Origin of the sequence: Niallia sp. FSL W8-1348, assembly GCF_038006745.1 — a bacterium.
Lineage (GTDB): Bacteria > Bacillota > Bacilli > Bacillales > Cytobacillaceae > Niallia > Niallia alba.
In genome coordinates, this window is sequence record NZ_JBBOVV010000001.1 from 3,169,950 (window position 1) to 3,196,317 (window position 26,368).

Genomic DNA, 26,368 nt, shown 5'->3' on the forward strand with positions numbered 1-26,368 from the left:
TTGAGTTTTTATATATAAACCAATGAATTTAGAACTTCTTCTAAACTTAATTCTGCACATGCCATAGATGTATCCGCGACACCGTAATACATTTTTATAATATTGCCTTCAACGATTGCGCCACATGAGAAGACAACATTACCGAAGAAGCCTTCTGTTTCATATGGTGCTTCTGGTTCAAGAATTGGTTGGCTAGAGCGTGCAATTACTCTTGTTGGATCCTCTAAGTCTAGTAAAACGGCTCCCATACAATAGCGGTGATCTAAAGTTGCACCGTGATATAGCTCTAGCCAACCTTTTTCTGTTTTAAATGGAACTGCTCCGCCTCCCATGCGCCCGCTATCCCACATTCCATCACGTAGACCTAATAAAGGCTTATGATTACCCCAGTGTAGTAGATTGGTAGATTCAGCAATCCAAATTTCAGGATGACCTACACTTTTTGGAACAGGACGATGAAGTGCATAATATTTTCCATTAATTTTTTCCGGAAAGATTAATACATCTTTATTTTCAGGAGCAAAAATCATTCCGTGGTGTTCTACTGTAACAAAATCTTTAGTAGATACCATTGATTCGCCAACACCATGTGGGGAAACCGCACTAAAATAAATATAATAAGTATCATCTATTTGAGTAATTCTCGGATCTTCAATTCCGTATACTTCTAAATTATTTGATGGATAAATAAATGGTCTTTCATCAATAGTGAAATGGTGACCATCTTTACTACGCGCAATGCGTAAATAAGATAAAGAGGTCAGATACACAAATGATTGAGGTTCTCCACTTTTTTTAATTGTTCTGGGGTCTGAAAAATCATAAGTTGAATTATCAAGATTTAATTCTATTATTTCTAATTTATTATTTTCAGGGTTAAAGATCGGTGATTTTATAATCTTTGGATCCTTACTAATTGGTCGTTCTGCTATACGAAGTAGCATAATTGTTTCATCTCCATATTTAGCAACACCAGCATTAAAAGCACCAATGACTTCAAAATCTTCGCGATGTGGCTTTATATCTGCGGGGGTTACTAATGGATTTTGTTCATATCGATATACATTCATATTATTATCTCCTTTTATTGACTTATTGTTCATAGCTTAAAAATGGATCCATAATTGTTATTTTCTGCGCTTCTGCATCACTGATCCCAGCATATAAATCAGCTGAACCATCTGATTTTCTAATTAATCCTCCGCTGAAAACCACATCGACTAAATCAGGTCGTTTAGAGGGACCAGGAAGAAACTGATTTCTTGTTGCAATTAATTTCATTTTGGAAAATGCGCTAGTCTCTGGATTAAGGGCAAATACCATCGGGTAATAATGGCGATTTCCTTTGTCATCAAATGAAGCAATATGTCCTAATATCCCAACGAGTCCATTGGTTAAAAGATGTGGTTCGTTAGCGCCGCCCCATTCTTCGTCGATAAATTGGTTTTCAAGTAACGGGGCATTATTAATAATGTCAACACTTAGTTCATCTAATGAGGAAATAGTTATCCATCCAATTTTTCCTTTTCCGCCTTTTTGTCCCTGTGGTCTTGTTAATATTCCCACTGTTCCATCTTTAAGCTCAATAAGGCGTAAATCTTTCATTCCCTCTGGACCTTTGGCGAATTTTTGAAGTTTAGAAAGTGTTTTTCCTTTATAGAAGACAGTTCGCCAGCTGAGTTGTCCTACAATAGTAGGGTGTGGAAAAATTTGGACACCTCCTACTATTAGTTCTCCGCCAATTCGAGAGAAAAAAGGATCTTGTAAATCAAGGACAGGGGCTGTTTCTCTTGGAACCCATTCACCATCTTGCTCAACAAAAAAGTAGACTTTCGAATGTTCGCTTTCTCGGGCTTCTACTCTGCCAGCTATCACAAGCTCGTTTTCATCCTCAAATGGTGCGCTAATATTATAAACATCGTGATTGCCAACCTTTGAAAAGATAATTTTTTCAGGGTTAAATGGTTTCTGAGCATTATTATTGTTGAATTCAGCTAAAAGCTGTTCACATGTTTGTGAATTTCCTTTTGTCTTCATTCGCATATTCTGATCTTCTCCTTATAGATAATCGCTTCATTCGATAAAAGGGTGATTACATTTTCTTCTTTGGATATATTTTTATTTGTTAAAAGAAGAATATGTATTTGAGATTTGAGTTCAATCGACTTTTTTTCATCTGAGAAATTTAACACGACCACAATCTTTTCCGATTGTTTAGTTTTTGCGAAAGTAATTATGTCATCTTTATAATGTAAATATTCATAATTACCAGCATGTAAAGCGACATGCTTTTTCCGTAATCTTAACAATTTTTTATAGAAGGATAGCAGGGAATTAGGATCATCCTGTTGATCTTCCATAATTGCTAAATGTAATTCAGCAGGAACATTTATCCAAGGCTCATTTGTTGAAAAACCTGCATAAGTATTGCCATTCCACTGCATCGGTGTTCTGGATTTATCCCTAGATTTCTCATTAGCAATTATCAAAGCTTCGTCGTGTGATTTACCTTCTTTTAATGCGAGTTTATAGGCAGTAATGCCTTGTATATCTTTCATTTTATTAATGTCATCTGTAATCCAGTCTCTCATGCCGATTTCATCGCCATTATAGATAAACGGAATTCCTTTTGCTGTAAGCATCAGAGTTGCTACTAATTTGGCTCGATCTTCTCTATTTCCAAACCTAGATATATGCCTGGACATATCATGACTGGAAAAGAATAGGGTTGGAATCTGGCACTCTTTATAAGTTTCTTCCATAGCCACTAATTGTTGATAAAGCTGACTTGCATCAAACTCTTCTATACTTCCAATGTTAAAATTAAAGACAACATCCAATTTGTTATTCCCGGAATATTGCTTTAAGATATTGAGATTCTCGGACCCAACTTCACCGACAAGGAATTTATCTGGATATTGATGAACAAATTTAGCGATTTCCTCTATCAAAAGTAAAATCCCTTCTTGGTCTTTATCATGTAAATGAATTTGTTCTTGTTTTTTCTCATCAAATGGATTATTCAAAAAAGAGTCATTTACCTTGAGAAAATTTATGACATCGAGCCGAAACCCGTCTATGCCTTTATCCAACCAGAATTTTATGACATCAAACATTGCTTTTTTTACTTCGGGATTATGCCAATTTAAATCTGCTTGTTCTCGTGCAAACGCATGATAATAATACTGTTCTGTTGTTTTATCATATTCCCAAGCTGAACCTCCAAAGAAAGATTCCCAATTATTGGGTTCGTCTCTCCATATATACCAATCTCGTTTTGGATGATTCCTAGAAGACTTAGATTCTTGAAACCATTGATGTTCGGAAGAAGTGTGATTAAGAACTAAGTCAGCAATTACTCTTATTCCACGGTGATGCGCTTCTTGGATGAAGGTTTCAAAATCTCCCATTGTTCCATAATCTGGATCAATTTTGTAATAATCGGAAATATCATATCCATTATCCACTTTAGGAGATTCATAGAAGGGAGTAAGCCAGATTCCGTCTATTCCTAATTCCTTTAGATAGTCGAGTTTTGAAGTAATCCCTTGAAAATCTCCAATACCATCCCCATTACCATCCATAAAGCTGGGCATATAAATTTCATAGAAAGTCGATTGTTTCCACCATTTATCCATCGTCTAACTCCTTATTTAAGCGTGAACTGCATTCCTTCTTGGAATTTCTTTGCAAATATCAAGAAAATGATAATGATTGGCATTGTTAGTAACACAGACGCTGCATACATTGGGCCAGGATATCCACCGTATGGGCCGAACATTTGTGATAGTAGGACGTTCAGTGTAAGCATATTGTCGCTTTTTACAACCAGCATATCCCAGAGGAGCTCTGTCCATCTTTCCATAAATAAAAATAAGAAGATAACTGTTGTAATAGATTTCGACATGGGCATAACGATTTTAAACATGATTTGCAAATCGCTTGCACCATCTAATTTAGCAGCTTCAATAAAGGTTTCTGGAATGGCTCTAAAAAAGTTTGTATACATAAAGACAGCCCATAAACTCATAGCTTTTGGTAGAATCATTCCCCAATAGGAGTCGTACATCCCGATTCGCTGAATTACAAGGAATGTTGGGATTAATAGAATGATTGCCGGAAAAAACATTTGAAATAAAATAAAGTTATTAATGGTGTTTCTTCCTTTAAAAGGAATCTTTGCTAATGCGTAAGCAACCATAATAGCTGTCACCATCATTAAGAAAGTTGAACCAGCTGAAACAATAAAGCTGTTAAAAAAGGCTGATAGCCAAGGTCTTGGAATAACAGCTTCTCCACCGCCTAAAAGCCATTCATAGGATTTTAAGGTAAAATGAGATGGAATAAGCTTTTTATCTACTTGATCCCAATCCGCAAAAGAGTTTAACACCATATAAATATATGGAAAAACCATTATTAATAAGAGTGCTATAGCAATGAGATATCGAATCCATAAGGTACCTTTCTTAGTCCCAACCATTTCGTTTCCCCCACGTTTCTAAAATTTTTCGAATGAGAAAGATGGCGATAAATGTTACAACAGACGCAATGATGGCAATTGCTGATGCATATCCTGCTTGTAAATTGGAGAAAGCTCTTGTGAAGATCTCCATTTGCCATGTGTTTGTCGCGAAATTTGGCCCCCCACCTGTTAATTGATACACTTCGGTAAAGATACCAAAAGTAACGCCGATCGATAAAATCAATACGGTATATAAAGCTGGGTAAAGAAGTGGGAATGTAATTTTCCAAAAACGTTGCCATTTAGTAACACCATCAATAGTTGCAGCTTCATAAACTTCCTTGTTAATACTTTCAAAACCAGAAGTTAAAATCAGTGCATAATATCCGGTGAATTTCCAGGCGATTATCATGGCAACAACAAAGAGAGCACCAAATGGCGTTCCAAGCCAGTCGATATCCAAGCCGAGTGAATTTCGTAAAAATTCATTAACAGGACTGTTATAAGACAAAAGTCCTTTTACAATCAGGGAAGAAACAACACCTGACGCAAGATAAGGAAGGAAAAATCCAATTAAGAATATTCCTTTAAATCTAGGTAATCCCTGTACTATTAAAGCGATGATTATAGATGAGGCAACTACTAAAGGTACAAACACCGCCATAAACTTAAAGGTAACGAAAAATGCACTTTGAACTCCCGGGCTCTTAACAGCCTCTACATAGTTTTCAATTCCAACAAAACTAAAGGTAGGTGCGATTAAGTTCCAATCGGTTACGGATAAAAACAAGGACCAAACCAATGGGATTAGGAAAAAAACAATACCGTATAAAAGATAGGGACTGGCAAAAAGCCAGCCCATTCTCCCCTGTTTTGTGCTCATTATTTAAGAGCCCCCTCAATAGCCTCTTGCATATCCTTCCAAGCAGTTTTTGGATCTTTTTCACCTTTTACAACTGGATTGAAAGCATATTGGCCAATAGATGTTTGAATATCGTTATATTTTGAGTTATCCATTGGTGGAATAGCATTTGGAACGGAAGCAGCATAAGGCTGTAAAGCTGGATTGTTGTCAAAGAACGTTTTAAATGTATCGTTTGTTGCTAAATCATCACGAGCAGGAGGTAAGTTTGTCTCCTCAAGCCATTTCAAATCATTTTCAGGGTTAGAGTAAATCCATTTAATGAATTTTGCTGCTGCGGCTTTTTGTTCTTCTGTAGCTGAAGCATATACAACTAAACCTTTTGTGTCAGCAAATGTTTTTACATTCTCAGTTTCTGTTCCATCTGGGACTGGAGGTAAAGCTAAAGTATAATTTTCATTAAACTTAAGGTCTGGGAATTTTTCTTCCCAATAAGGTATTGTCCAAGGACCAACGTCAACGAAGATACCTAAACCGCTTTCAAAAGGATCTTTAGATTGTCTTGTTAATAATGCATTTTCTTTACGTAAATCATCCATAAATCCGAGAACTTTTTCACCAGCTTGGGCATCACCTGTAAATGTTGTTCCTTCAACGAATTTATTACCGTCTGATGCCGCGTTATAAAGCATAAAGAAGTCAAACCATCGTTTCCAAGCAGTAGGATCAGCAAGATCTGCTTTAGCCCAGACATATTTATCAGGAAATTTAACTTTTAATTTCTTTGCAATATCTAATACTTCACTGTATGTTTTTGGCGCTTGGTTGTAGCCAAGCTCTTTTAAAATATCCAATCTCCACCCGAATAACATGGCATTAGAGTATATGGGAAGTACATATTGATTACCATCTGCAAATTCCCAGCCATTCATTGTGTTAGCCATATTTCGAGTCTCGATAATATCATTCCAACCTTCTAACTCATTCAAAGGGACTAATGCTTTACTTTCAGAAAGCTGGGCAGCAAATCCACGGTTAATATTTTCTGACATTGTAGGTGCACTACCACCAGCGATGGCTGATTGAATGCTAGCTTCAGATGTTGGACTTTCTTTCATCGGGCTCACATTCACCTTAATATCAGGATTTTCTTTTGTGAATTCTTCAGCAATTTCTTTCCAATACACTTGTTGTGTAGGGTTTGGTGCAGCCCAGAATTCGATAGTTGTTATCCCGTTTGAAGTGCTATCATTTGTTCCAGTATTACCTGTAGAGCAGGCGGATAGACCGGAAACTAACAGGGAAGCTGTGAATAAAACGGACACTAGTTTTTTCTTTTTCATCTTAATTCCTCCCAAAAAATTGAATGGCTTTTCTTATTTTTTGACAGCGCTATCATTATGTGGTTAAAAAATATATACTTTTAGATAGCTATGGTGAAAATAATTTAGCAAGCCTCCTATTCTAATTACAAAACGTTTTGTAATTAGATAATAATGTGTTAATAACGTTACAAGGTAATTATTACATCTTGTTCTTTCGATGTCAAACATATTTTTCAATATCCTATTATAGATAATAAATTATTTATTTCTTTATATTTAAAGGGGTTATTGAGTTTTTGTTGTTGTAACGTTACAATTGAATTACTGTAATGTTTCTGTTTGTAAAAGAATTTAAATTTAAAGGAGTCTTATTTTATTATGGATAAAAAAATAACAATGCAGGATATTGCTGATCGATTAAACATATCGAAAAATTCTGTTTCGCAAGCCCTGTCTGGAAAGCCAGGAGTTAGTGAAGAAACTAGAAGACTTGTGAAAGATGTAGCTGATCAGTTAGGATATTCTTATTTTAACAATCGAAAACAACAACAAATAGCGAAAGAAATACCTAAGAATATTGCTCTAATTGCATCTGATTATGCTTTTTCTCTAAAAAGCTTTTTTGGAGAAATCTATTTAAGTATTGAAAAAGAACTAAGAACCCGTGAAATGAGTTTATTTATTGAATCTATAGATAGAGAATCCATTGATCAATTAATTCTACCATCGGTATTAAATAATCATGAAATTGATGGAATCTTAATTTTATCGCATCTTAGCACTGAATATATTTCAAAGGTCATTGACACTGGAATTCCAACTGTTTTAATTGATCATCATTCACCGCATTTACAAGCTGATTGTATCTTAACGAATAACCGCTTTGGAGCATTTATTGCTGTAGAACACTTGATACAACTAGGACATTCAAATATTGCCTTTGTTGGAGATATAGATATCTCTCCTAGTTATCAAGAGAGGATGGAGGGCTATTTATTAGCGTTGAAAAAGTATAATATCGTACCTAGCAAAGAGTGGATGTTTACTAGTGCTAAGGAAAATCAAGAGGAGTTAAGAGTTTTAATAGATTCTTTAGATGCTCAACCATCTGCATGGTTTTGTGTAAATGATGGACATGGCTTTCTTATAACCGCCTTGTTACAGCAAAAAGAAATAAGGGTCCCTGAACAAGCATCAGTTTGCAGCTTTGATAATGGACAGTTATCTCAAATGTCAACGCCGCAAATAACTACAATGGATATTGATTTAAACTATTTTGGGAAAAAGGCAGTAGAGCAATTATGCTGGAGAATTGAAAATAAAGAGGAGCCATTTCAAGAAATTTTATTGCCAACAAACTTACTTATTAGGGAATCTACAAGTAAGTTTATGGGATGACAGTATTTTTAATGAAAAAGCCGTCTCTCTTTTAGAGACAGCTTTTTCTAGTAGTTGAAATTAAATCTTCTCAGCATTAGAAACACGATCATTTAATTCACTAGAACCATTCTTTTTAATCGTAAAGTAAGCAATCAAGAAAGATGATCCAATGGCGATAATAATTCCAGCAATGGCATAAGGGAAGTAAGGTCCAACATAAGCAACTAAGCTTACGATACTGGAAAGGATATAGCCGTATATTCTTACACCAGTAGCAGCAAAGAAGGTTGCAGCAATGGCACTTCCGATTGTGCATGCAATAAATGCTTTTTTATTTTTAATTAGCACACCGAATAAAGCAGGTTCTGTAATACCAAGTAAGGCCGAAATAGTTGCAGATATAATAATTGATTTTTCCATCTTATTCTTTGCTTTAAAGAACATGGCAAAGGTTGCACCGGCGATTGCCATATTTGTCATAAACATCATTGGCATTAACATATCGTAGCCTTTATCTGCGAAATTCTGCAGTGCGATTGGTGTGATAGCATGATGCACTCCGAATACGATTTCAATTGGTCTTGCTCCACCCATAACGACACCAGCTACTATAGGTGAGATATCAAATAATAGTTCAATAATATAAGCTAATGCTTTTCCAACATAACCGCCTAATGGACCTGTGACAATTAAAGAAAAAGGAATAGCAATAAACAAAGCTAACGTTGGTGTAAATACCGTTCGTAAAACATTTGGCATAAATCGGTCTACCCACTTGTGAATATGGCTCAACGCCCAAACAGAAAGGATAACAGGAATAACGGTACCAGAATAATTAATAACAGGAATCGGTAGCCCGATCAAATGGAACTGACTAATTTCCCCTAATTTAGCTGCATCCAATAAGGTTGGGTACATCAGTCCTCCAGCTATCGCGATTGCAAGGTATTGATTTGTTTTAAATATTTTTGCTGCTGATGCTGCTAAAAAGAATGGGAGAAAGTAAAAGACACCGCTTGCAATTAAATCCAAAATAGTGACTGTTTCACTTTCCTTTGAAAGAATATTTAATGCAATTAGTCCAGCTAATATCCCTTTAATCATACCAGCGCCAGCAATGGCCGGAACGATTGGTCCAAAAACGCCTGAAACAACATCTAGTAATCTTCCGAAAACCCCTTTTTTCTTCTCGCTTTCTTGTGTTTCTTGCTTATCCTCATCTATTCCTAATTCATCAATGATTGCTGTATAAAATTTTTGGACATGGGTACCAATGATGATTTGGTACTGATCACTTTGTAATTGTTCTCCGATAACTCCATCAAGTTCTTTTATTTGCTCTCTTTTTATTAGAGATTGGTCATGTAAATCGAAGCGTAAACGAGTCATACAATGCCAAACTTTTTTGATATTATTTTTGCCGCCAACATATTCTATAATTTTTGAAATCGTTTCTTTTTCCCTCATAGTTTAATAGCATCCTTTCATTTTAAATAAATGCGGAAAACTTATAATTGCACTTTGATTTGACAAGGAAATAATAGCACAGCTTTTTATTTTTTGAAAACGGTTAAAAAAACCAAATTGATGAATGAATCCTTATAAAATAAGGGATTAATGCGGTTTAATTGTAAAATTGGTATGGTAAATTAACTCTATATTATATCTTGCCTAACCAAATTGACGGTGTATTTTTCCTATGTTTAAATTTAATTATTGATTCGCTTTGATTTGACAAGAAGAAGCAAAGAGAGAAGGAGATTCACCATTGGAACCGACAATAATAACAGATATCAAATCTTTTGTAACCAATCCACATAGGCATAATTTAGTTATAGTTAAAGTGGAAACGAATAAAGGAATTTTTGGATATGGATGTGCGACTTTTCAACAGCGACCTTTAGCTGTTCAATCCATTCTTGACGAATATTTAAAACCACTACTACTAAATAAGGATGCAAATCATATTGAAGATTTATGGCAAATGATGATGGTCAATTCATATTGGCGAAATGGTCCGGTAATGAATAACGCTATTGCTGGTATTGATATGGCCTTATGGGATATAAAGGCAAAGATTGCTAATATGCCACTTTACCAACTTCTAGGTGGGAAATCAAAAAATGCAATTGCGGCATATACACATGCAGACGGCTTAACACTAGATGAACTTTTTGCCAATGTAGATGCCTTAATAAAAAAAGGTTACCGTCATATTCGTTGTCAGTTGGGGAAATATGGTGGGAAAAACCAAAAAATGCATTTGACCAATCATTTAAGTGAAGGTGAGTATTTTGATCCAGATATCTATATGAAAGATGTTATTACGATGTTTAAAGCACTACGCGAAAAATATGGCTATTCTATTCACTTTTTGCATGATGTTCATGAGAGGCTATTTCCTAATCAGGCACTTCAACTTGCAAAAGAATTGGAACCGTACAAGCTTTATTTCTTAGAGGATATTTTGCCACCTGATCAAAATGAATGGCTTTCTCATTTAAGAGCACAATGTACTACTCCCATTGCCACTGGAGAACTTTTTAATAATCCAATGGAATGGAGAAATCTTATCATAAATAGGCAAATTGATTATATACGCTGTCATGTTTCGCAGATTGGTGGAATTACACCAGCACTTAAACTAGCGGCACTTTGCGAAAATTTTGGTGTACGGATTGCATGGCATGGACCTTCCGATATGACACCAATAGGGGTAGCCGTAAATACTCATCTAAATATTCATCTTCATAATGCAGCGATTCAAGAGATACAAGAACCAGATGAAACGACAAAGAAAATGTTCCCTCATTCAGTAGAAGTGCTGGAAGGTTATATCTATCCTATTGAAACAGTAGGTATTGGGGTGGAATTTGATGAGGATATGGCTGAAAGGTATCCTGTTATCTATCGTAAACACGAATGGACTCAAGCGCGAATACCAAATGGTTCAATTCATACACCATAGTAGTTATAAAGAGAGGGGTCTTCCTATTAGATCTGTCTCTTTCTTTTCTTTAGCAATGAAAAGAAAAAATTAAATGTATGCTAGAATGATGATGTGGATTTAAACCTATTCTGTTTGAGGGGTAATAATATGAAAAAGAGAGATTTTATAGCAGAAGATATTTTAAGTAAGATTTATCAAAATAAATATAAAGCAGGGGAAAAGATTCCAACGGAAAGAGAACTTGCCAAACATTATGATGTATCAAGATACACCATTCGCGAAGCATTAAAAAAGCTTGTGAACATAGGATGTGTAAAAATCATTCAAGGTTCAGGGATATTTGTAAATGAAACAAGATATAAAAGCCCCTTAATTTATAATTCACTCACAGAAAGAAAGTTTAAAGATATCCAATCAAAAATTATTTATTTTAAAAAAATAGAGGCAGATCATACATTAGAAAAAATATTTGATTTAAGCGGAAGAAAAACAAAAGTGTGGGAATACAAACGTGTTAGAATTGTCGATTATCAAAAAATGCAAATAGAAACAACAAGACTTCCGTGTGCGTATTTTCCAGATTTAGAAGAAGAAGAAGTGAAAAACTCCGTTCATGAATATGTACAGCAATGTGGCTATCAAATCTCTCATTTCATTACTACCTATAGTGCAATCAATGTAAGTAAAGAAGATGCTGAGCTGCTGAATTGCAAAAAAGGTGTCGCGGCTATGAAAATTTTTAATAGAGGAATCCTACAAAATGGCACAGTATTTGAATATAGTGAGATGATAAACTTGGATTATTCTGTTTCTTATTTCACTCCGTTTAATCCATATAGTCATCAGTATCGAAAGAATTAAAAGAGGCAGTAATTAGATTTCCCTAAAGAATAAATAAGAAGTGACGTATATAAAAACGTCACTTCAGACTGTAGACAATCCTCTGAATTTTAGATGTAAAGGTTTGTCTACAGTATATTTATTAGTCCCTTTGAATAGGGATGTTGCTTTCCGCTCCAGGGGTTCGCTTTCCGTGGGGCTCGCGCTTAGCCGCGGTCTGCTTACAGCCTGCAGGGTCTAAGCTGTCTCGCTAATCCCACAGGAGTCTCACCCCTTCCACTCCAAGCAACGCATGAAAATTCAATGTAAGCTTCTAAAAATCTTTTCATCGGTATTAATAAAACGAACAATCCTATACCCACTTTACCACATCATCAAATGCTCTACGTGTTTTCGGATAAGGTTCTTTGGCACGATAGCCGAATGCTACCATAACGGAAATGCCTAAATGCCCATCCTCTAAAAGTCCTTCTTCCTTTAGAAGCTGATTCATTTATCCTTCAATTGGACAAGAATCAATGCCGATTTGGGAAGCATCTGTCATCATATTACCAAGAGCAAGATAGGTTTGTTTGGAAGCCCAGTCGAATAATGCACGGTCGTTGTCCAATAAACGGAAGTCATCTTTTTGGAATGCTTCTATGCGTTCCATCATTTTGGGAATAACTTCAGCAGGAAGCTTTGATACATTTGTGAATTGATCTTTTAAATAGGCAGAATCATAGGCTGTATCCAATTTTGTTCCAGCCAATAAAATCACAAAATGGCTTGCCACAGGAATTTTTGTATGGGCTCCCCAAGATGAATGTTTTATTTTACCCCACTCTTAACGGAGTAAGACTCCCGCCTCAAACTTATGAGAATACGAGAAAGATAGGTGGGAGATAAAGGTCCGATTGGTCAACTAACCATCAGTGGGGATGAGGAAAAACCCCACTGATGGAGTTTCGCTTTATAAGAATTGTAAATGTAAATGCTTACTTTAAAAAATACGTAAATATTGTCTGTTTATAAGAAAAAATCACAATTAATTTCTTGACACTTCTCATTGATGTCATTAATATTATGTAGACCAGTTGTTATAATTTTATTAAGAAGAGATGATTCTAATGAAGAAATCCAACAATAAAAGAGAAGCAATTCTAACTACTGCAACTAAATTATTTCAGCTACAAGGATTTCACGCTACTGGACTTAATCAAATTATTGAAGAGAGTGGCGCTCCTAAAGGCTCCTTATATTATCATTTTCCGAATGGGAAAGAAGAAATTGCTTTAGAAGCAATTAAGCGAATGAGGGAACTAGTAGTGGAGAAAATGAGAGAAGACTTAAATGATGGCGATACCCCTGTGTCTGCTTTTCAGCAACATGTGAACTCTATCGCAAATGAATTTGATCAAATGGGCTGTAGTGCACTTGAAGGTTTGCAAATTAGTTTGATTGCTTCTGAAACAGCGTTAACACATGAAACGCTGCGAGTAGCATGTGATGCTACTTTTACAGACTGGCAAGCTCTTTATACGAATCGATTAGAAGAATTTGGCTTTAAAAAAGAGCTAGCACAAGAGTTAGGTATAACGTTAAATGCAATGATAGAAGGTGGATGTATGTTAGCTCTAACAAACAAGAGCAGTAACCCGCTTCGCTGCATTTCAAATCAAATAGCAGTGCTGTTAAAACAGTAATTTCTATGGATATTAAAGGAGGAAAATGAATATGACAATGGATATTTCCGCTAAAGGCGATGCAATCGGAAAAAGTGAGTTTAAGACACTTCCTATTATCGCATCTTTTTTAATAGCGGGTTTTGTTGGATTATTTAGTGAAACGGCACTGAATATGGCATTAAATACAATTATTACTGATTTTGCTATAAAGGAAACAACCGTACAATGGTTAACAACTGGGTTTCTATTAACACTTGGTATATTGGTTCCTGTTTCTGGACTTATTCTGCAATGGTTTACAACAAGGCAGTTATTTATTACTTCGTTAATCTTTTCGATTTCAGGAACACTAATAGGGGCAATTGCGCCAACCTTTACTATTTTAATGATTGCTCGTATTGTCCAGGCAGTCGGCACAGCACTCTTATTACCGCTGATGTTTAACACAATTCTTGTATTAATTCCGCCGCATAATCGTGGAAAAGTAATGGGAATGATGGGGCTAGTAATTAGTTTTGCGCCGGCAGTAGGGCCAACTATTTCTGGTTTAATTCTTCGCTCTCTTACATGGCATTGGATTTTCTGGGTATCACTCCCATTATTAGTTTTTGCGCTTGTTTTTGGAAGTGTATTTATGCAAAATGTAACGACACCAACGAAGCCTAAAATTGATATCTTATCGATAATTCTATCAACCATTGGATTTGGCGGAATTGTTTATGGGTTCAGTAATGCTGGAGAAGGTGGAGGTTGGGGAAACCCGGTTGTAATTATCTCAATCGCAATTGGTCTTGTGTCACTAATCATCTTCTCTATCCGTCAAGTAAAAATGGAACAGCCAATGATGAATTTAAGTGCGTTTAAATACCCGATGTTTGTGTTGGGATTAGTGCTCGTTATTATGATTATGATGGTAATGCTTTCGTCAATGATCCTATTGCCACTGTATTTACAAAACGTTCTCGCATTAAGTACATTTACAGCAGGATTATTGCTTCTGCCTGGTGGATTAATAAATGGATTTCTATCACCTATTATGGGAAGCCTTTTTGATAAATTTGGACCTAAATGGCTAGTTATTCCTGGTCTTGCGTTAGCAACTCTTGCATTATTCGGATTCTCCACCATTGATATTGATACATCATCAGGCTTTATTATTGGTCTTCTAATTGTTCTGATGATTGGTGTATCGATGGTAATGATGCCGGCACAAACAAATGGGTTAAACCAGCTGCCGCCAGAATTGTATCCACATGGAACTGCAATTATGAATACATTGCAACAGGTTGGTGGTGCAATCGGAACAGCAATTGCAATTTCTTTATTAGCTTCAGGTACTAGCAATTATTTGAGCAATGCGACAGATTTAACCAATCCGTTAAATCCATTGCTTGCCTTTACAGCGGGCGTACAAAAATCATTTAGCTTCGCAATTATTGTCGCAATAATTGGTTTTGTTCTATCTTTCTTTATTAAACGTGTGAAAGTGGATCATCCATCTCATTAATAAAGTAAATTTCAGAACGAAAAAACGATTGAAAGAGTGGATAACACTTCTTGATGTTATCCACTCTTTCAATCGTTTTTCTTTTGATTAAACCATTCCACCATTTACGCGAATCGTTTGTCCTGTAATCCAACGGGCGTCATCACTTGCTAGAAAGGCAACAACTTTCGATATATCATCGGTTTCTCCAAAGCGTCCAAAGGCATTAAGCCTTTTTAGATTTTCTAATTGTTCTGGACTTTTGCCATTCATAAATAATTCTGTGTTTGTAGGGCCAGGTGAGATTGTATTTATAGTAATGCCCTTTGGTCCAAATTCCTTTGCCAACTGTCTAGTAATCTGTTCCACAGCGCCTTTTGTGGCAGTGTATAGACTGTATCCAGGGAACATCATCCCTGCCACTGATGTAGAAAAATTAATGATTTTCCCATTCTGCTCCATATATTTGAGCGCCTGCTGACATGCAAAATACGTTCCTTTAACATTGATGGAGAAATGCAAATCAAATTCTTCTTCTGTTACATCATTTAACGGAATGGTGTGCATAATTCCTGCATTATTTACAAGAATGTCTATTTTTCCATAGTGTTGAAGTGTCTCTGCAAATAAACGTTCTAGCTCTTTAATTTTGCTCACATCTGCTTGGATGGCAATTGCTTTCCCACCATTATTTACAATGTTTGTAACAACTTCTTTTGCCTTATCTGAACTATTTGCGTAGTTAATGATCACTTTAGCACCTAATTGTGCAAGCTCTTCTGCAATCGTTGTGCCAATTCCTCTAGAAGCACCAGTAATAATAGCTACTTTGTCTTGTAAATTACTCATCATTACCCTCCAATATGTATAATTTTTCATCCTTTTAAGGATGATGTATGGTTATTATAAGGAAGCCAGAAGAAAGGGAGATAGAAGATTCATGTATAATCTTTGCCTAATTCTCCAAATAAGATGTAAAATGAATAAAAAAATAAAGGGGGGATATCTTGGACACTAAAAGGGAGTTAACGAGATTAATAGAAAAGCACATAAAAATAGATGGTACTCATGAAACCGAGATAAACCATTTAAACATTATTCGAGCATCTACCTTAACAGAACCACTGCATTCTATTATAGAGCCTTCTGTATGTTTCATTGTGCAAGGTTCCAAATTAGTGATGTTAGGCGAGGAACTATTTCATTATGACTCCAGTCAATATCTTGTCACCTCTGTCCATCTGCCGATTCGCGGGAAAATTACAGAAGCGGACGAAGAAAAACCGTACTTATGCATAAGACTTGGATTTACAACAGAGCAGATTTTAGAAGCTGTTGCCAATCAAAAGGAAGCAGATTCCTATCCTCCTAGAAGGGCGATGCTAGTAAATAAAACTACCTCAGATATGACAGATGCATTAGTAAGGCTATTAAAGCTGCTGGACTCACCAAAAGATATTCCTGTTCTTGCACCTTTATATCAAAAGGAAATTTTATATCGAATTTTACAAAATGAGGATGGAGATCAAATCAAGCAATTTGCTATTTTAGGGAGCCATGCACAAGCAATAAAAGAGGTTATTCAAATAATCAATCATGCATATGCTAAACCACTTCGCGTAGAGGAATTAGCTAAATCTGTGAATATGAGCCTTTCATCTTTTCATCATTATTTTAAGTCGATTACCGGTATGTCTCCCTTACAGTTTCAAAAAATGGTCCGTCTACAGGAAGCACGAAGGCAAATGTTATCAGAAGGATTAGAAGCTGCAGAAGCAGCTTTTCAGGTTGGCTATGAAAGTCCATCACAGTTTAGTAGAGAATACAGTAGAATGTTTGGATTGCCGCCTAAAAGTGATGTGAGAAAAATACAAGATAATTTGAAATAATGGGAGATCTGAATATTTGGATTGTAAATTGCAGGTTTTCTTTTGTTATATTATATCACTAGTGTTGCATTAATTTAAATTCACTATTAAAAATACTCAAAATGTTCAATATTATTATTTTGCGCAAAGAAAAAGTCCTTTATAATGGATTAGTCAGGTGGTAACCCGTCCAAATCCACTAAAAAAGGACCATCACATGGACAAGATTACACGAAAAACTTCATTTGGACAATGGTTTTCACCTATAAATCTTCAATTATTTGAAGAAAACGTGAAAACGATGAAATTAGATTACTATACGAAAAAATTAACGACAGAGTCATTTCTAAAATTACTACTTTTTGCGCAGCTACAAGAAATTGAAAGTCTGCATGCGCTGGGTGATTGTCTTTTCGATGACCAGCTTCAAAAAGGGATAGACCTTGATTCTATTAGTATTTCTCAGTTGTCACGGCGGTTAAACGGCATAAACCCTGATCTATTTCAAAGGCTTTTCCTTGATTTAGTGTCACAAATTCATGCCAAAACGCATTACACGAAACTCGTGATGCCGTTAAAAATCATTGATTCAAGCACATTGCCACTTAATTTGACCAATCATAAATGGGCTAAATTCCGCAAAACAAAAGCAGGTGTAAAGTTACATTTGCGCCTTGTGTTTATGGAAAAGGGTATATCCTATCCTGAAAAGGCCGTTATGACAACGGCAAAAGAACATGACCGTGGTCAGCTTGAAATCATGGTGGATGACAAGGAATGCATGTATGTGTTTGACCGTGGTTATCTAGACTACGAGCGCTTTGATCGCATGACTGATGATGGCTACTTCTTTCTTTCACGGCTACGCAAAAATGCAGTCATACGGAACGTTTACGATTTTAAGCTACCCAAGGATACAGCTGTTTTATCAGACCAAATGGTGTTGATAGGTACGACTCAAAACCGTGCTGAAAATTACTTTCGGCTTCTAAAAGTGATGGACTCAAAAGGAAATGAACTTCATTTAATTACAAATCGTTTTGATTTAAGCGCCGAAGAAATTTCAGAAATGTATAAATCACGGTGGGCAATTGAGCTGTTTTTTAAATGGATCAAACAACATCTCAGCATCAAAAAGTTCTACGGTCAAAGCGAATGGGCGATTCAAAATCAAGTATTTATCGCACTAATTGTTTTTTGCCTACATGTTCTCGTGCAAATCGAGACCAGAAGCAAGCGAAAAACCTTACAGATTAGCCGTTATCTAAGGGCTGCATTGTGGAAACCAGCGAATGTTTGGCTTCGAAAGATTGAAGGAAAAGCCATCCCTTAAATATGCAAATTGTCGTCGTTGCAAAAGTCTAATTGTAAATAAATTTCCAAATGGATGGGGCCACCTTTGATTGGGTATTTACTTTTTTGCCTCTAAACAGGGAAGGTGAGTAAACTGAAAATTATGACACTATTTATGCAACACTAGTGATATTATATAATTTTTTTGATTAAGGAGGGGGTTATTAGATATAGGGAGAGAGGTTGTTAATTGGTATTCGTTTTTTTTTTGCAGGATGAGCAGTTCCTTGTCAAGGTTACCCTTAAAAGGAAACTGCCCATCAAAATTAGTTTACACCTACACGATCCCAAGCACTTTTTACCGCATTATAAGTGCTGCTGTTGCTGCCATAAAGATCTGAAGCAGCTTGTAATAAAGCAGATTTTGCGTTACTAAAATTACTTGTAGGTGTTAAGTAGGTTGTTAATGCACGATAATAAATTTTTTCCGCTTGTGCTTTTCCGATAGAACTAATTGTATAATAAGCTGCTTTGTTAGGAATACCGCTGTTAATATGAACCCCGCCGTTATCACTTGTTGTATTGACATAATTGCTCATTGTAGAAGGTTGTCCATAGCTTTCAGGATTAGATAAACTACGCAGACCATCGCCAGAAACTTTTGGTGTATAGACATCTTCTCCTAATAACCAATCATTAGGATCAAGGAAATAGCCAAACACATCAGACATAGATTCATTTAGTGCACCAGATTGATTTTGGTATTGCAGGCCAGCTGTTCTTTCTGTTACTGCATGGGTAATTTCATGCGCCACTACATCAAGTGCGCCAGAAAGTGGTGCAAAAGTAGTTCCATCTCCATCCCCGTAAACCATTTGTGAACCATTCCAGAAGGCATTATTATAGTTTGTTTGATAATGAACGGTTGATGTAATAGATGCTCCTCTATTATCGTAGCTATTTCGGTTATGAGTATTGTAATAATAGTCATACACTACTCCAGCATAATAATGAGCGTCTACATCTGCACGTTGATTACTTGCAGTCCAAGCGTTATCAGCATCTGTTGAATACACCCCAGGAAGCGTCGAACGATTTTGTGCAGTAGCTGTTTGAATAACGCCGCCACTCATTGGCTTTGTTGTATCATACAAATAATACGTCCCGTTTGAAAAATATGTATTTAATGTTTTAGTGTCTCCGTTTACTCCAGTTCCACGACCTGTGGTTGCTGCATCAGTTACTGCGTTTAAGGAATCTATAATTGTTCCATCGTTGGCATCAACGAAAATTTGCCAGTTTGCTGGATATGGGTCGATAAATTGAAATTCTACTTTATATGCTAGATGGTAAATTCCATTTTTCTCAAACACAACTAATGAGTCTTTCTCAACAGTAGTTGATTCACTTGCTGCTTTGCTACTTAATCCTTTTAATTCAACTGTATCGCCATTGCTTGTCTCTTCTTTAGATAAATCTAAGTGCTTCCATGCTTTCTCGATTGCATCCTTGTCTGCTAGTTTCGCTTTTGTTGTTGTAACTTTCTTTGATGCTTCGGGATGTAATCCACCATTGACAGCTACGACTTCACCAGCTTTATTTGTGTGAACATAAAATGCCGCGCCTTCAATAGGAACACCATTTACTGATTGAACATATTGATAATGTTTCATTCCAAGCTCGTCTGTTGTTTCTTCTAATAGCGTAAGATCTTTACTTGGGTTAATTTTGTAGAGTGTCTCATTTTCTTTTAAATAAGCTCTAATCTCTTTTTCTACTTTATATTTTTTAGTAGATAGTTTTCCAGATAGGAAGGTGGGTAAATCTTTTTTATTATCCCAATTTTTCTGAGACAATTGGAACTTTTCTAACTTTTTTTGTTCATTGCTTGCTGCTAATCCACTTGGAATAGCAGCTCCGAATACTAGACCAGTTGCTAGTAATAGAGATAAACTTTTCTTCATTTGTTATCGCTCCTTTAATTTTGGAATGAGAAAAGAATATTAAAAAAATTCTTAGTGTGATAATATCATAGAAAAATAGTAGGGATAATTGGGAAAATATTAAGGAGCAAATGGACTAAAATTGCCATTTTAATAAGTTTATAGGTGGGAAATAGGGACTTTAGAATGAGAAATCTATCCTTTACAACCTTTTAAATTTGGGAAAAATGCGATTGGATAGCATTTACAGTTCAATATTAATTCTATTAATATACTAATTATATATCATAAGTGATTAACTATAAGAAAATAGGTGGTATGTCCATGAAAACTGGCTCATTACTGAAATACTATCGAACGAAAGCAAATTTGACACAAAGTGAGCTTGCAGAGGGTATATGTTCGATTCCACACTTAAGTAAAATTGAAAATAATCATAAAGAAGCAAATCAAGAAACAGTCAAACTATTATTTGAGCGTTTGCATATTGATCTTCAAGTAGTAGAAAACGATATGAAGCAAATTAAATCACTCATTACTAGATTTATTGAACATATGGAATACTTTGAAGAGGAGGAAGCTGGATTTGCCTTTGTAGAACTAGAGAAACGAAACGAACTAATCACTTTTACCCCTTATATCTATCTATACGAGCTTTATAAATATCGATATTTTTTATTTATTAAAAATCTAGAAAAAGCCGACAATCACCGTAAATGGCTATATAAGCAAAAAAAAAATTTTTCCCAACATGAATCCTATTTATTTTCTTATTATCATGGAATACACTTAATATTAAGAGGAGAGTTCAATGATGCAAGAGATCAATTATTGCAGCTTTTGCATGATGATGTAACAAACCCTCTTGCATCAGGAGAGTTATACTATCATATAGCATTAGTGAAGGGATCTCTAGAGAAATCGGGACAAGCCATTTTCTATGGAAAGAAAGCTTTGCAATTGTTTACCAATCAGTATAATTTTAAACGAATTATTCATACGCTTATGCTACTTGCGATTAATTATACACATGCTGGCATTTATCAAGAGGCATTAGATTGCTATAAACATATTATTCGAAATGTAAAGCTCTTGAAAGAGACATCATTACTGCCGCGAATTTATAATAATCTAGGATATTTAAAGCATAAGATGGGTCTTCATGAAGAATCGCTTTATTATTACAAACTAGGTTTAAATATGCAAACTCCCGGGACTGTTCACTATCTTATTAGTCTGTATACAGTGGCACAATGTTATCATGATCTTAATTCTGGTGAAGCAAAGGCTTTTTTTGAAGAGGTATATGCTTTATCAAAAGAGCTAAACAATTTGAAGTATCAGTATTTATCTATTTATTATCTACATATGATAAATGGCGATGAAGAAGTCGGATTCAAGTATTTAGAGAATAAAATCATTCCTTATTTAGAAAGTATTGGAGAACATAGAGAAGAGCTTCATTATTTTTCTAATCAACTAGCGAAATACTATAAACGATTAGGAAAATTTGAAATAGCTATTAAATACATAGAAATGGAGGGAAGAAAATAATGAAAAAATTCTTATTAGCTTCAGCAATCCTTTTAGTTGCCCTAGCACATCCAATTTGGCCTCCAGTATAAGGATAAAGCATGTCCTCAGGGGGATGGTTCTACTGATTTCTTATCAATATAAGTTTCTGAGAAGAGAAAAAATCTTCCTTATGCTGTCTTTCACTTGAAGCTAAAAATAGCATGTATGGAAGATTTTTTTCTTTTTCCGCTAAACTACGCAGCTGGAGTTACCCCACGATGAAAGATGAAAAAAGATCCATAGGCACAAAGGGATCCCAATCCTAAGAATAGTAAAAAAGGTAAAAGGTTAAAGCTTATATAAAAACAGGCGATACTAATAAATGCAATACCGAGTGTATGAACGGGACGTCCCAATGTTAGTAAGAAGGCATTTTTCATTGTCTGAAAAAGTGTGCCCTCGTAATGTACAGAGAGTGAGAAAAAGTTAATCGTAATAACTACCATAAATAGGGCTACAACTAAAAATAGATAATAAATAGGTGACTTTATAGTGGAGAAGTAGTAAAAGTCCAATATCAGAAATAGCCAAACAATAGTGAAAGCAATGCCGCCTAATAAACTACGTAAATAATTCTCTTTATAGAATTTCCAAAAAGAAGGAAGCAATTTTACTCCTAGTTCCCCTTGCACCCATTTTCGTGCTACACCAAAGAGGGCAGTGGTAGATGGAAAAAGGAGCAATGGTGATAAGACAGCTATAAGTGAGACAATAGCGAGCAATTGTTGTGGCAGAGTACTAACAAATAAATGAAAGGATAAATAAAAAATAGGAAGATTAAATAGCAGCCAAATAAGATTTAAAAAAGCAATTCTTGTAATCCATTCTGAAACAATAAACAGACGAGTAACTATACTTTTTGTCTCCATAATGAGTTCCTCCAATCTCTTTTATAAAAAATTAAAACGTTTTTATATTTAAGTGATAATTCTATTATTACATGCCACTTTTAATTGGTAAATAAAATAATAATAAAAGAAAAAAATTGTTCTGCTCTTAGGTTTTAAAAAGGAAAATCAAAATATTTATGAAAAAAAGTATTGTCACTAGTATAGGAAGGTGTTATTCTATAAACAAAGAAAACGTTTTTATAAGGATTGTAGTAAATTCTATCGTTTCAGCTCTTATTTCATTTATTAAGTTGCTTTTAAAATTCGAAAACGCTTTATATTGAATGTTAGATAATTACCTACCAGAAAATGTGGGTTTTTTTTATAAAAATAATAAAAACGTTTTTATAGGGAAAAGGAGTGCATCAGATGAAGATTAACTTATCTACAACTACTTATGAAGAAAACAAACCGGTAACAAATGATACCATAGCTGAATTTACAAAAGATAATAATGTAGAAATGAAAGTAGTGAATATATATCCAGAAATAGAGTACCAAACATTTGATGGATTTGGTGGTGCGATTACCGAGGCTGCTGGCTATACGTATTCGAAAATGAGTGAGAGTTCACAACAGAAGTTAGTAGATGCCTATTTTGGAGAAAACGGCAATCGCTACAATCTGATTCGAACACATATTGACAGCTGTGATTTTTCTGTCGGTCAATATGAAGCAATGAGTAATCCAGAGGATAAGGAATTCCAGTCTTTTTCCCTAGCTAGAGACGAAGAATATATTTTGCCTTTATTGAAAAAAGTGACGGAAGTTTCTGCTAAGCCGTTTGATTTAATGCTATCTCCCTGGTCTCCGCCATCTTTTATGAAAACGAACGAGGAAAGAGTAAAAGGTGGTAAATTGAAACCAGAGTTTCGCCAATTTTGGGCCGATTATATCTGCCACTACATAAAGGAATACCAATTGAAAGGTTTCCCTGTGAAAATGTTAACGATCCAAAATGAACCCAATGCTAGACAATCATGGGATTCTTGTTTATATACAGATATCGAAGAAAAAGAATTTCTTAGAGACTATCTATATCCTACTCTGCAAAAAAATAATTTAAGTGAGATAGAAGTGTTGATCTGGGACCATAATAAAGAAAGAATGTATGAAAGAGCTGCTGCGATAATTGATAATCAAACGGACAATATGATTGCTGGCGTAGCTTTCCATTGGTATACAGGTGACCACTTTGACGCCATTGGTCTAGTACGTGAGAAGTTCCCAAATAAAAAATTAATTTTTACAGAAGGCTGTGTCGAATACAGCAGATTTAACACTGCAGGCCAATTACAAAAAGCACAAATGTATGCACATGACATGATTGGTAATATAAATGCTGGGATGAATGCCTTTATTGACTGGAATATCATTCTAGATAGACAGGGCGGTCCAAATCATGTTGGGAATTATTGTGATGCTCCGATTATGTGTGACACAGAGAATGATCAAATGATGAAAAATCTTTCTTATACATATATAGGTCATTTCAGCCGATATATCGAACCTGGAGCAAAAAGAATAGCTGCTACTAAATATACAGATAAGTTAGAGCTTGTTGCGATGAAGAATCCTAATAATCAAATTGTTCTCGTACTGCTTAATCGATTCGAAGAAGATTTGCCGGTTGCTTTGCGAATGAATGGAGAAGTTAGTCAATTTTCTATAGCAGCCAATTCGATTGTTACCGCTATACTAGCTTAAATGCCGCGGTGACAGCACCAACTATATATGGTATAAAAGAATATAGATATAAAAAATAAAAACGTTTTAATCACGAGGAGGTGATTCCCATTTCTAAAGTTACCATTAAAGATGTTGCAAGAGAAGCGGGAGTATCGATTTCCACTGTTTCCAATGCTCTAAATGGCGTAGATGTTCTGCATCCAGATACAAGAGAGCATGTATTAAATGTCGCAAAACGATTGAATTATATTCCGAATTTAAATGGTAAGAACCTGAAATCAAATGCGACAAAAGTAATTGGCCTATTCATCACAAGCATGAGAGGACCTTATTATGATCAGTTGGTTGATTCTATCTCGAAAGAATGTGAAAAGTTAGGGTATGAACTAAATATTTTTATTACGAAAAATGACCGGACAGCGTTAAGCAATATTTTGGGGAAAAGAGTAGATGGAGCCATTATTTCCAATGAATTTATCGATGAAAAGGATGTTGCCGTTCTGGAAGAAGCAGGAATTCCTGTCATATTCATTGATCGAGAAAGAGTAAGCAAAACAAGTTCATCCGTTGTCTTTGATTCCTATAAAGGAGGGCAAGATGTAGCACGTTATCTTATCAATCTCGGGCATAAACGGATTGGCTATATTAGAGGGTATGATCATTTATATGATGATATAAAGCGATATGAGGGCTTTCGAGATACATTACTAGATGCCAATATTCCTTTTTATGAAGAAGATTTATTAATCGGATATTTTGAAGAAGAAGCAAGCTTTAGTGCGGTAAAAGCATTTGTGAGAAGTGGAAAAGATTTGCCTGATGCATTTGTGGCTGCTAATGATCTTAGTGCAATTGGCTGTATTAAAGCATTGAAATCGGAAGGGATCTTGGTTCCAAAAGATATTAGTATAATTAGTTTTGATGATATAGATTTAAGCGAATACTTCACTCCCCCGTTAACAACGGTAAATAACCCTATTATTATGCTCGGAAAGCATGCGATAGAAAGGCTGCTTGGTATTATTAGAGGAGAAGAAGTAGGGAAATTGGATAAATTGCAAGGAAGCTTAATTGTCAGAGATTCATGCACCATCAATAAAAACATATTAATAAGGTAATATTTTATGTATTACCTTATTATATAAAAATGAAAACGCTTTAATATATTGCGGTTTTTGATAAAAACGTTTTAATTCATTTTGTAAGGAGGTATTCAAATGAAAAAAAGCCATTTTGGGAAAGGATTTAGGGCGCAGCTGCCGTTACAAATGATGGTTTTGCCAGGCATTATTTTTATGATTGTCTTTTGTTATGTTCCTATTTACGGGATTGTTATTGCTTTTAAAAGTTATTCTGTAACGGACACGATTGCTTCTGCCTCATGGGTAGGCTTAGAAAATTTTAGAATTGCCTTTTCTGATAAATTCTTTTGGGAGTCTGTAGTCAATACACTAGCAATCAGTTTCCTTAAGTTATTGATTGGTTTTACGGCGCCTATTATTCTCTCGATTCTTATTTTTGAATTGAAAAATGGCTGGTTTAAAAAAATTGTGCAAACTGTCTCTTATTTACCGCATTTCTTGTCTTGGATTGTAGTGGGGGGAATGTTGCTAAGCTGGCTATCCACAACTGGAATTATCAATGAGCTGTTAGTTGGGTTTGGAATATTAGATCAACCGCGGAATTTCATGATTGAAGCGAATAGCTATTGGCTAATCGCTGTATTATCAGATGTATGGAAGGAAGCTGGCTGGGGAACGATTATCTACTTAGCAACTATGTCAGGAATTGATCCAACTTATTATGAAGCAGCAAAGATGGATGGAGCAACAAAACTACAGCAAATTTTCCATATTACACTGCCTTTGATGAAGTTTATTATTTCCTTAATGTTCATTTTAGCAGTAGGTGGTTTGTTGGGATCTAACTTGGATCAAACGTTAGTATTAATAAATCCGTTAAATGCATCTCATGCGGAAGTAATCAATTCTTATGTCTATAAAGTAGGATTGGCCCAAGGGGACTTCTCCTATGCAACAGCTGTTGGGTTAGCCGTCTCAGTTGTTTCCTTAATTCTTGTATTAGTGACCAATAAATTTACTAAAAAAATGAATGATAATAAGTCTGTTTTCTAGGAG

Annotated in this window: 21 protein-coding genes and 1 pseudogene; 11 read left to right on the forward strand and 11 right to left on the reverse strand. The window is 35.3% G+C overall.

The window, feature by feature from the left end; genetic code table 11:
- Positions 1-8: 8 nt before the first annotated feature.
- From NST60_RS15010 to NST60_RS15035, 6 genes are read right to left on the reverse strand one after another with little or no spacing between them, the layout of a single operon-like run.
- Positions 9-1,070 (reverse strand): BtaManbiosPhlase, encoded by a 1,062-nt coding sequence (locus NST60_RS15010; protein WP_212118479.1) that lies wholly within the window; start codon positions 1,068-1,070, stop codon positions 9-11.
- 22 nt (positions 1,071-1,092) lie between these two features.
- On the reverse strand, positions 1,093-2,043 hold the full coding sequence (locus NST60_RS15015; RefSeq protein WP_413466084.1) for an MTP-1 family protein: 951 nt from the start codon (positions 2,041-2,043) through the stop codon (positions 1,093-1,095).
- The gene (locus NST60_RS15020; RefSeq protein ID WP_341099226.1) at positions 2,034-3,638 is read right to left on the reverse strand and encodes an alpha-glucosidase; all 1,605 of its coding nucleotides are present in this window, start codon (positions 3,636-3,638) and stop codon (positions 2,034-2,036) included. Before NST60_RS15020 ends, NST60_RS15015 begins: the two co-directional genes overlap by 10 nt.
- 11 nt (positions 3,639-3,649) lie before the next feature.
- On the reverse strand, positions 3,650-4,480 hold the full coding sequence (locus NST60_RS15025; protein WP_341099228.1) for a carbohydrate ABC transporter permease: 831 nt from the start codon (positions 4,478-4,480) through the stop codon (positions 3,650-3,652).
- Positions 4,467-5,345, reverse strand: coding sequence for a carbohydrate ABC transporter permease (locus NST60_RS15030; RefSeq protein WP_341099230.1), 879 nt, complete (start codon positions 5,343-5,345; stop codon positions 4,467-4,469). Before NST60_RS15030 ends, NST60_RS15025 begins: the two co-directional genes overlap by 14 nt.
- Positions 5,345-6,667, reverse strand: a complete 1,323-nt coding sequence (locus NST60_RS15035; protein ID WP_341099231.1) for an extracellular solute-binding protein — start codon at positions 6,665-6,667, stop codon at positions 5,345-5,347. The genes NST60_RS15030 and NST60_RS15035 overlap by 1 nt, the downstream gene beginning before the upstream one ends.
- A 360-nt stretch (positions 6,668-7,027) precedes the next feature.
- Here NST60_RS15035 and NST60_RS15040 point away from each other — a divergent pair, with 360 nt between their 5' ends.
- Positions 7,028-8,047, forward strand: coding sequence for a LacI family DNA-binding transcriptional regulator (locus tag NST60_RS15040; protein ID WP_212118496.1), 1,020 nt, complete (start codon positions 7,028-7,030; stop codon positions 8,045-8,047).
- A 60-nt stretch (positions 8,048-8,107) separates the two neighbouring features.
- On the opposite strand, the gene NST60_RS15045 is transcribed toward NST60_RS15040, so the two are convergent.
- Positions 8,108-9,496 carry a PTS transporter subunit EIIC gene (locus NST60_RS15045; protein ID WP_224427423.1) on the reverse strand — a complete coding sequence of 463 codons (1,389 nt, stop codon included), beginning with the start codon at positions 9,494-9,496 and terminating at the stop codon, positions 8,108-8,110.
- A gap of 301 nt (positions 9,497-9,797) precedes the next feature.
- On the opposite strand from NST60_RS15045, the gene NST60_RS15050 reads away from it, so the two are divergent.
- Together NST60_RS15050 and NST60_RS15055 are read left to right on the forward strand one after the other, a co-directional pair.
- Complete coding sequence (locus tag NST60_RS15050; protein ID WP_212118500.1) at positions 9,798-10,997, forward strand: enolase C-terminal domain-like protein; 1,200 nt, start codon at positions 9,798-9,800, stop codon at positions 10,995-10,997.
- Between the two features lie 129 nt (positions 10,998-11,126).
- The gene (locus NST60_RS15055) at positions 11,127-11,840 is read left to right on the forward strand and encodes a GntR family transcriptional regulator (RefSeq protein ID WP_169189214.1); all 714 of its coding nucleotides are present in this window, start codon (positions 11,127-11,129) and stop codon (positions 11,838-11,840) included.
- 331 nt (positions 11,841-12,171) lie between these two features.
- Here NST60_RS15055 and NST60_RS26825 read toward each other — a convergent pair.
- Positions 12,172-12,636: pseudogene (locus tag NST60_RS26825) on the reverse strand (nitroreductase family protein); the annotation flags it as partial.
- 292 nt (positions 12,637-12,928) lie between these two features.
- Here NST60_RS26825 and NST60_RS15070 point away from each other — a divergent pair.
- Both NST60_RS15070 and NST60_RS15075 read left to right on the forward strand, forming a co-directional pair.
- The gene (locus NST60_RS15070; RefSeq protein WP_016202079.1) at positions 12,929-13,504 is read left to right on the forward strand and encodes a TetR/AcrR family transcriptional regulator; all 576 of its coding nucleotides are present in this window, start codon (positions 12,929-12,931) and stop codon (positions 13,502-13,504) included.
- A 31-nt stretch (positions 13,505-13,535) separates the two neighbouring features.
- The gene (locus NST60_RS15075; RefSeq protein WP_016202080.1) at positions 13,536-14,993 is read left to right on the forward strand and encodes a DHA2 family efflux MFS transporter permease subunit; all 1,458 of its coding nucleotides are present in this window, start codon (positions 13,536-13,538) and stop codon (positions 14,991-14,993) included.
- An 87-nt stretch (positions 14,994-15,080) separates the two neighbouring features.
- Here NST60_RS15075 and NST60_RS15080 read toward each other — a convergent pair whose 3' ends face one another.
- Positions 15,081-15,821 carry an SDR family oxidoreductase gene (locus NST60_RS15080; protein WP_341099241.1) on the reverse strand — a complete coding sequence of 247 codons (741 nt, stop codon included), beginning with the start codon at positions 15,819-15,821 and terminating at the stop codon, positions 15,081-15,083.
- A 158-nt stretch (positions 15,822-15,979) separates the two neighbouring features.
- On the opposite strand from NST60_RS15080, the gene NST60_RS15085 reads away from it, so the two are divergent.
- The gene (locus NST60_RS15085) at positions 15,980-16,861 is read left to right on the forward strand and encodes an AraC family transcriptional regulator (protein WP_169189213.1); all 882 of its coding nucleotides are present in this window, start codon (positions 15,980-15,982) and stop codon (positions 16,859-16,861) included.
- Positions 16,862-17,057: 196 nt separating this feature from the next.
- Complete coding sequence (locus NST60_RS15090) at positions 17,058-18,173, forward strand: IS4 family transposase (protein WP_169187985.1); 1,116 nt, start codon at positions 17,058-17,060, stop codon at positions 18,171-18,173.
- A 286-nt stretch (positions 18,174-18,459) separates the two neighbouring features.
- Here NST60_RS15090 and NST60_RS15095 read toward each other — a convergent pair whose 3' ends face one another.
- On the reverse strand, positions 18,460-20,097 hold the full coding sequence (locus NST60_RS15095) for a M4 family metallopeptidase (protein WP_169189212.1): 1,638 nt from the start codon (positions 20,095-20,097) through the stop codon (positions 18,460-18,462).
- A 303-nt stretch (positions 20,098-20,400) separates the two neighbouring features.
- On the opposite strand from NST60_RS15095, the gene NST60_RS15100 reads away from it, so the two are divergent.
- Entirely contained in the window at positions 20,401-21,630 is a 1,230-nt protein-coding gene (locus NST60_RS15100; protein WP_341099244.1) for a tetratricopeptide repeat protein, read from the forward strand.
- A gap of 215 nt (positions 21,631-21,845) precedes the next feature.
- Here NST60_RS15100 and NST60_RS15105 read toward each other — a convergent pair whose 3' ends face one another.
- Entirely contained in the window at positions 21,846-22,520 is a 675-nt protein-coding gene (locus NST60_RS15105; RefSeq protein WP_224427428.1) for a YesL family protein, read from the reverse strand.
- A gap of 390 nt (positions 22,521-22,910) precedes the next feature.
- Between NST60_RS15105 and NST60_RS15110 the strand changes: the two genes are divergently transcribed.
- From NST60_RS15110 to NST60_RS15120, 3 genes are all read left to right on the forward strand, one after another.
- Positions 22,911-24,248 (forward strand): glycoside hydrolase family 30 protein, encoded by a 1,338-nt coding sequence (locus NST60_RS15110; protein ID WP_169189209.1) that lies wholly within the window; start codon positions 22,911-22,913, stop codon positions 24,246-24,248.
- An 80-nt stretch (positions 24,249-24,328) separates the two neighbouring features.
- Positions 24,329-25,348, forward strand: a complete 1,020-nt coding sequence (locus NST60_RS15115; RefSeq protein ID WP_318010487.1) for a LacI family DNA-binding transcriptional regulator — start codon at positions 24,329-24,331, stop codon at positions 25,346-25,348.
- 99 nt (positions 25,349-25,447) lie between these two features.
- Entirely contained in the window at positions 25,448-26,365 is a 918-nt protein-coding gene (locus tag NST60_RS15120; protein WP_224427429.1) for an ABC transporter permease, read from the forward strand.
- Positions 26,366-26,368: the final 3 nt, after the last annotated feature.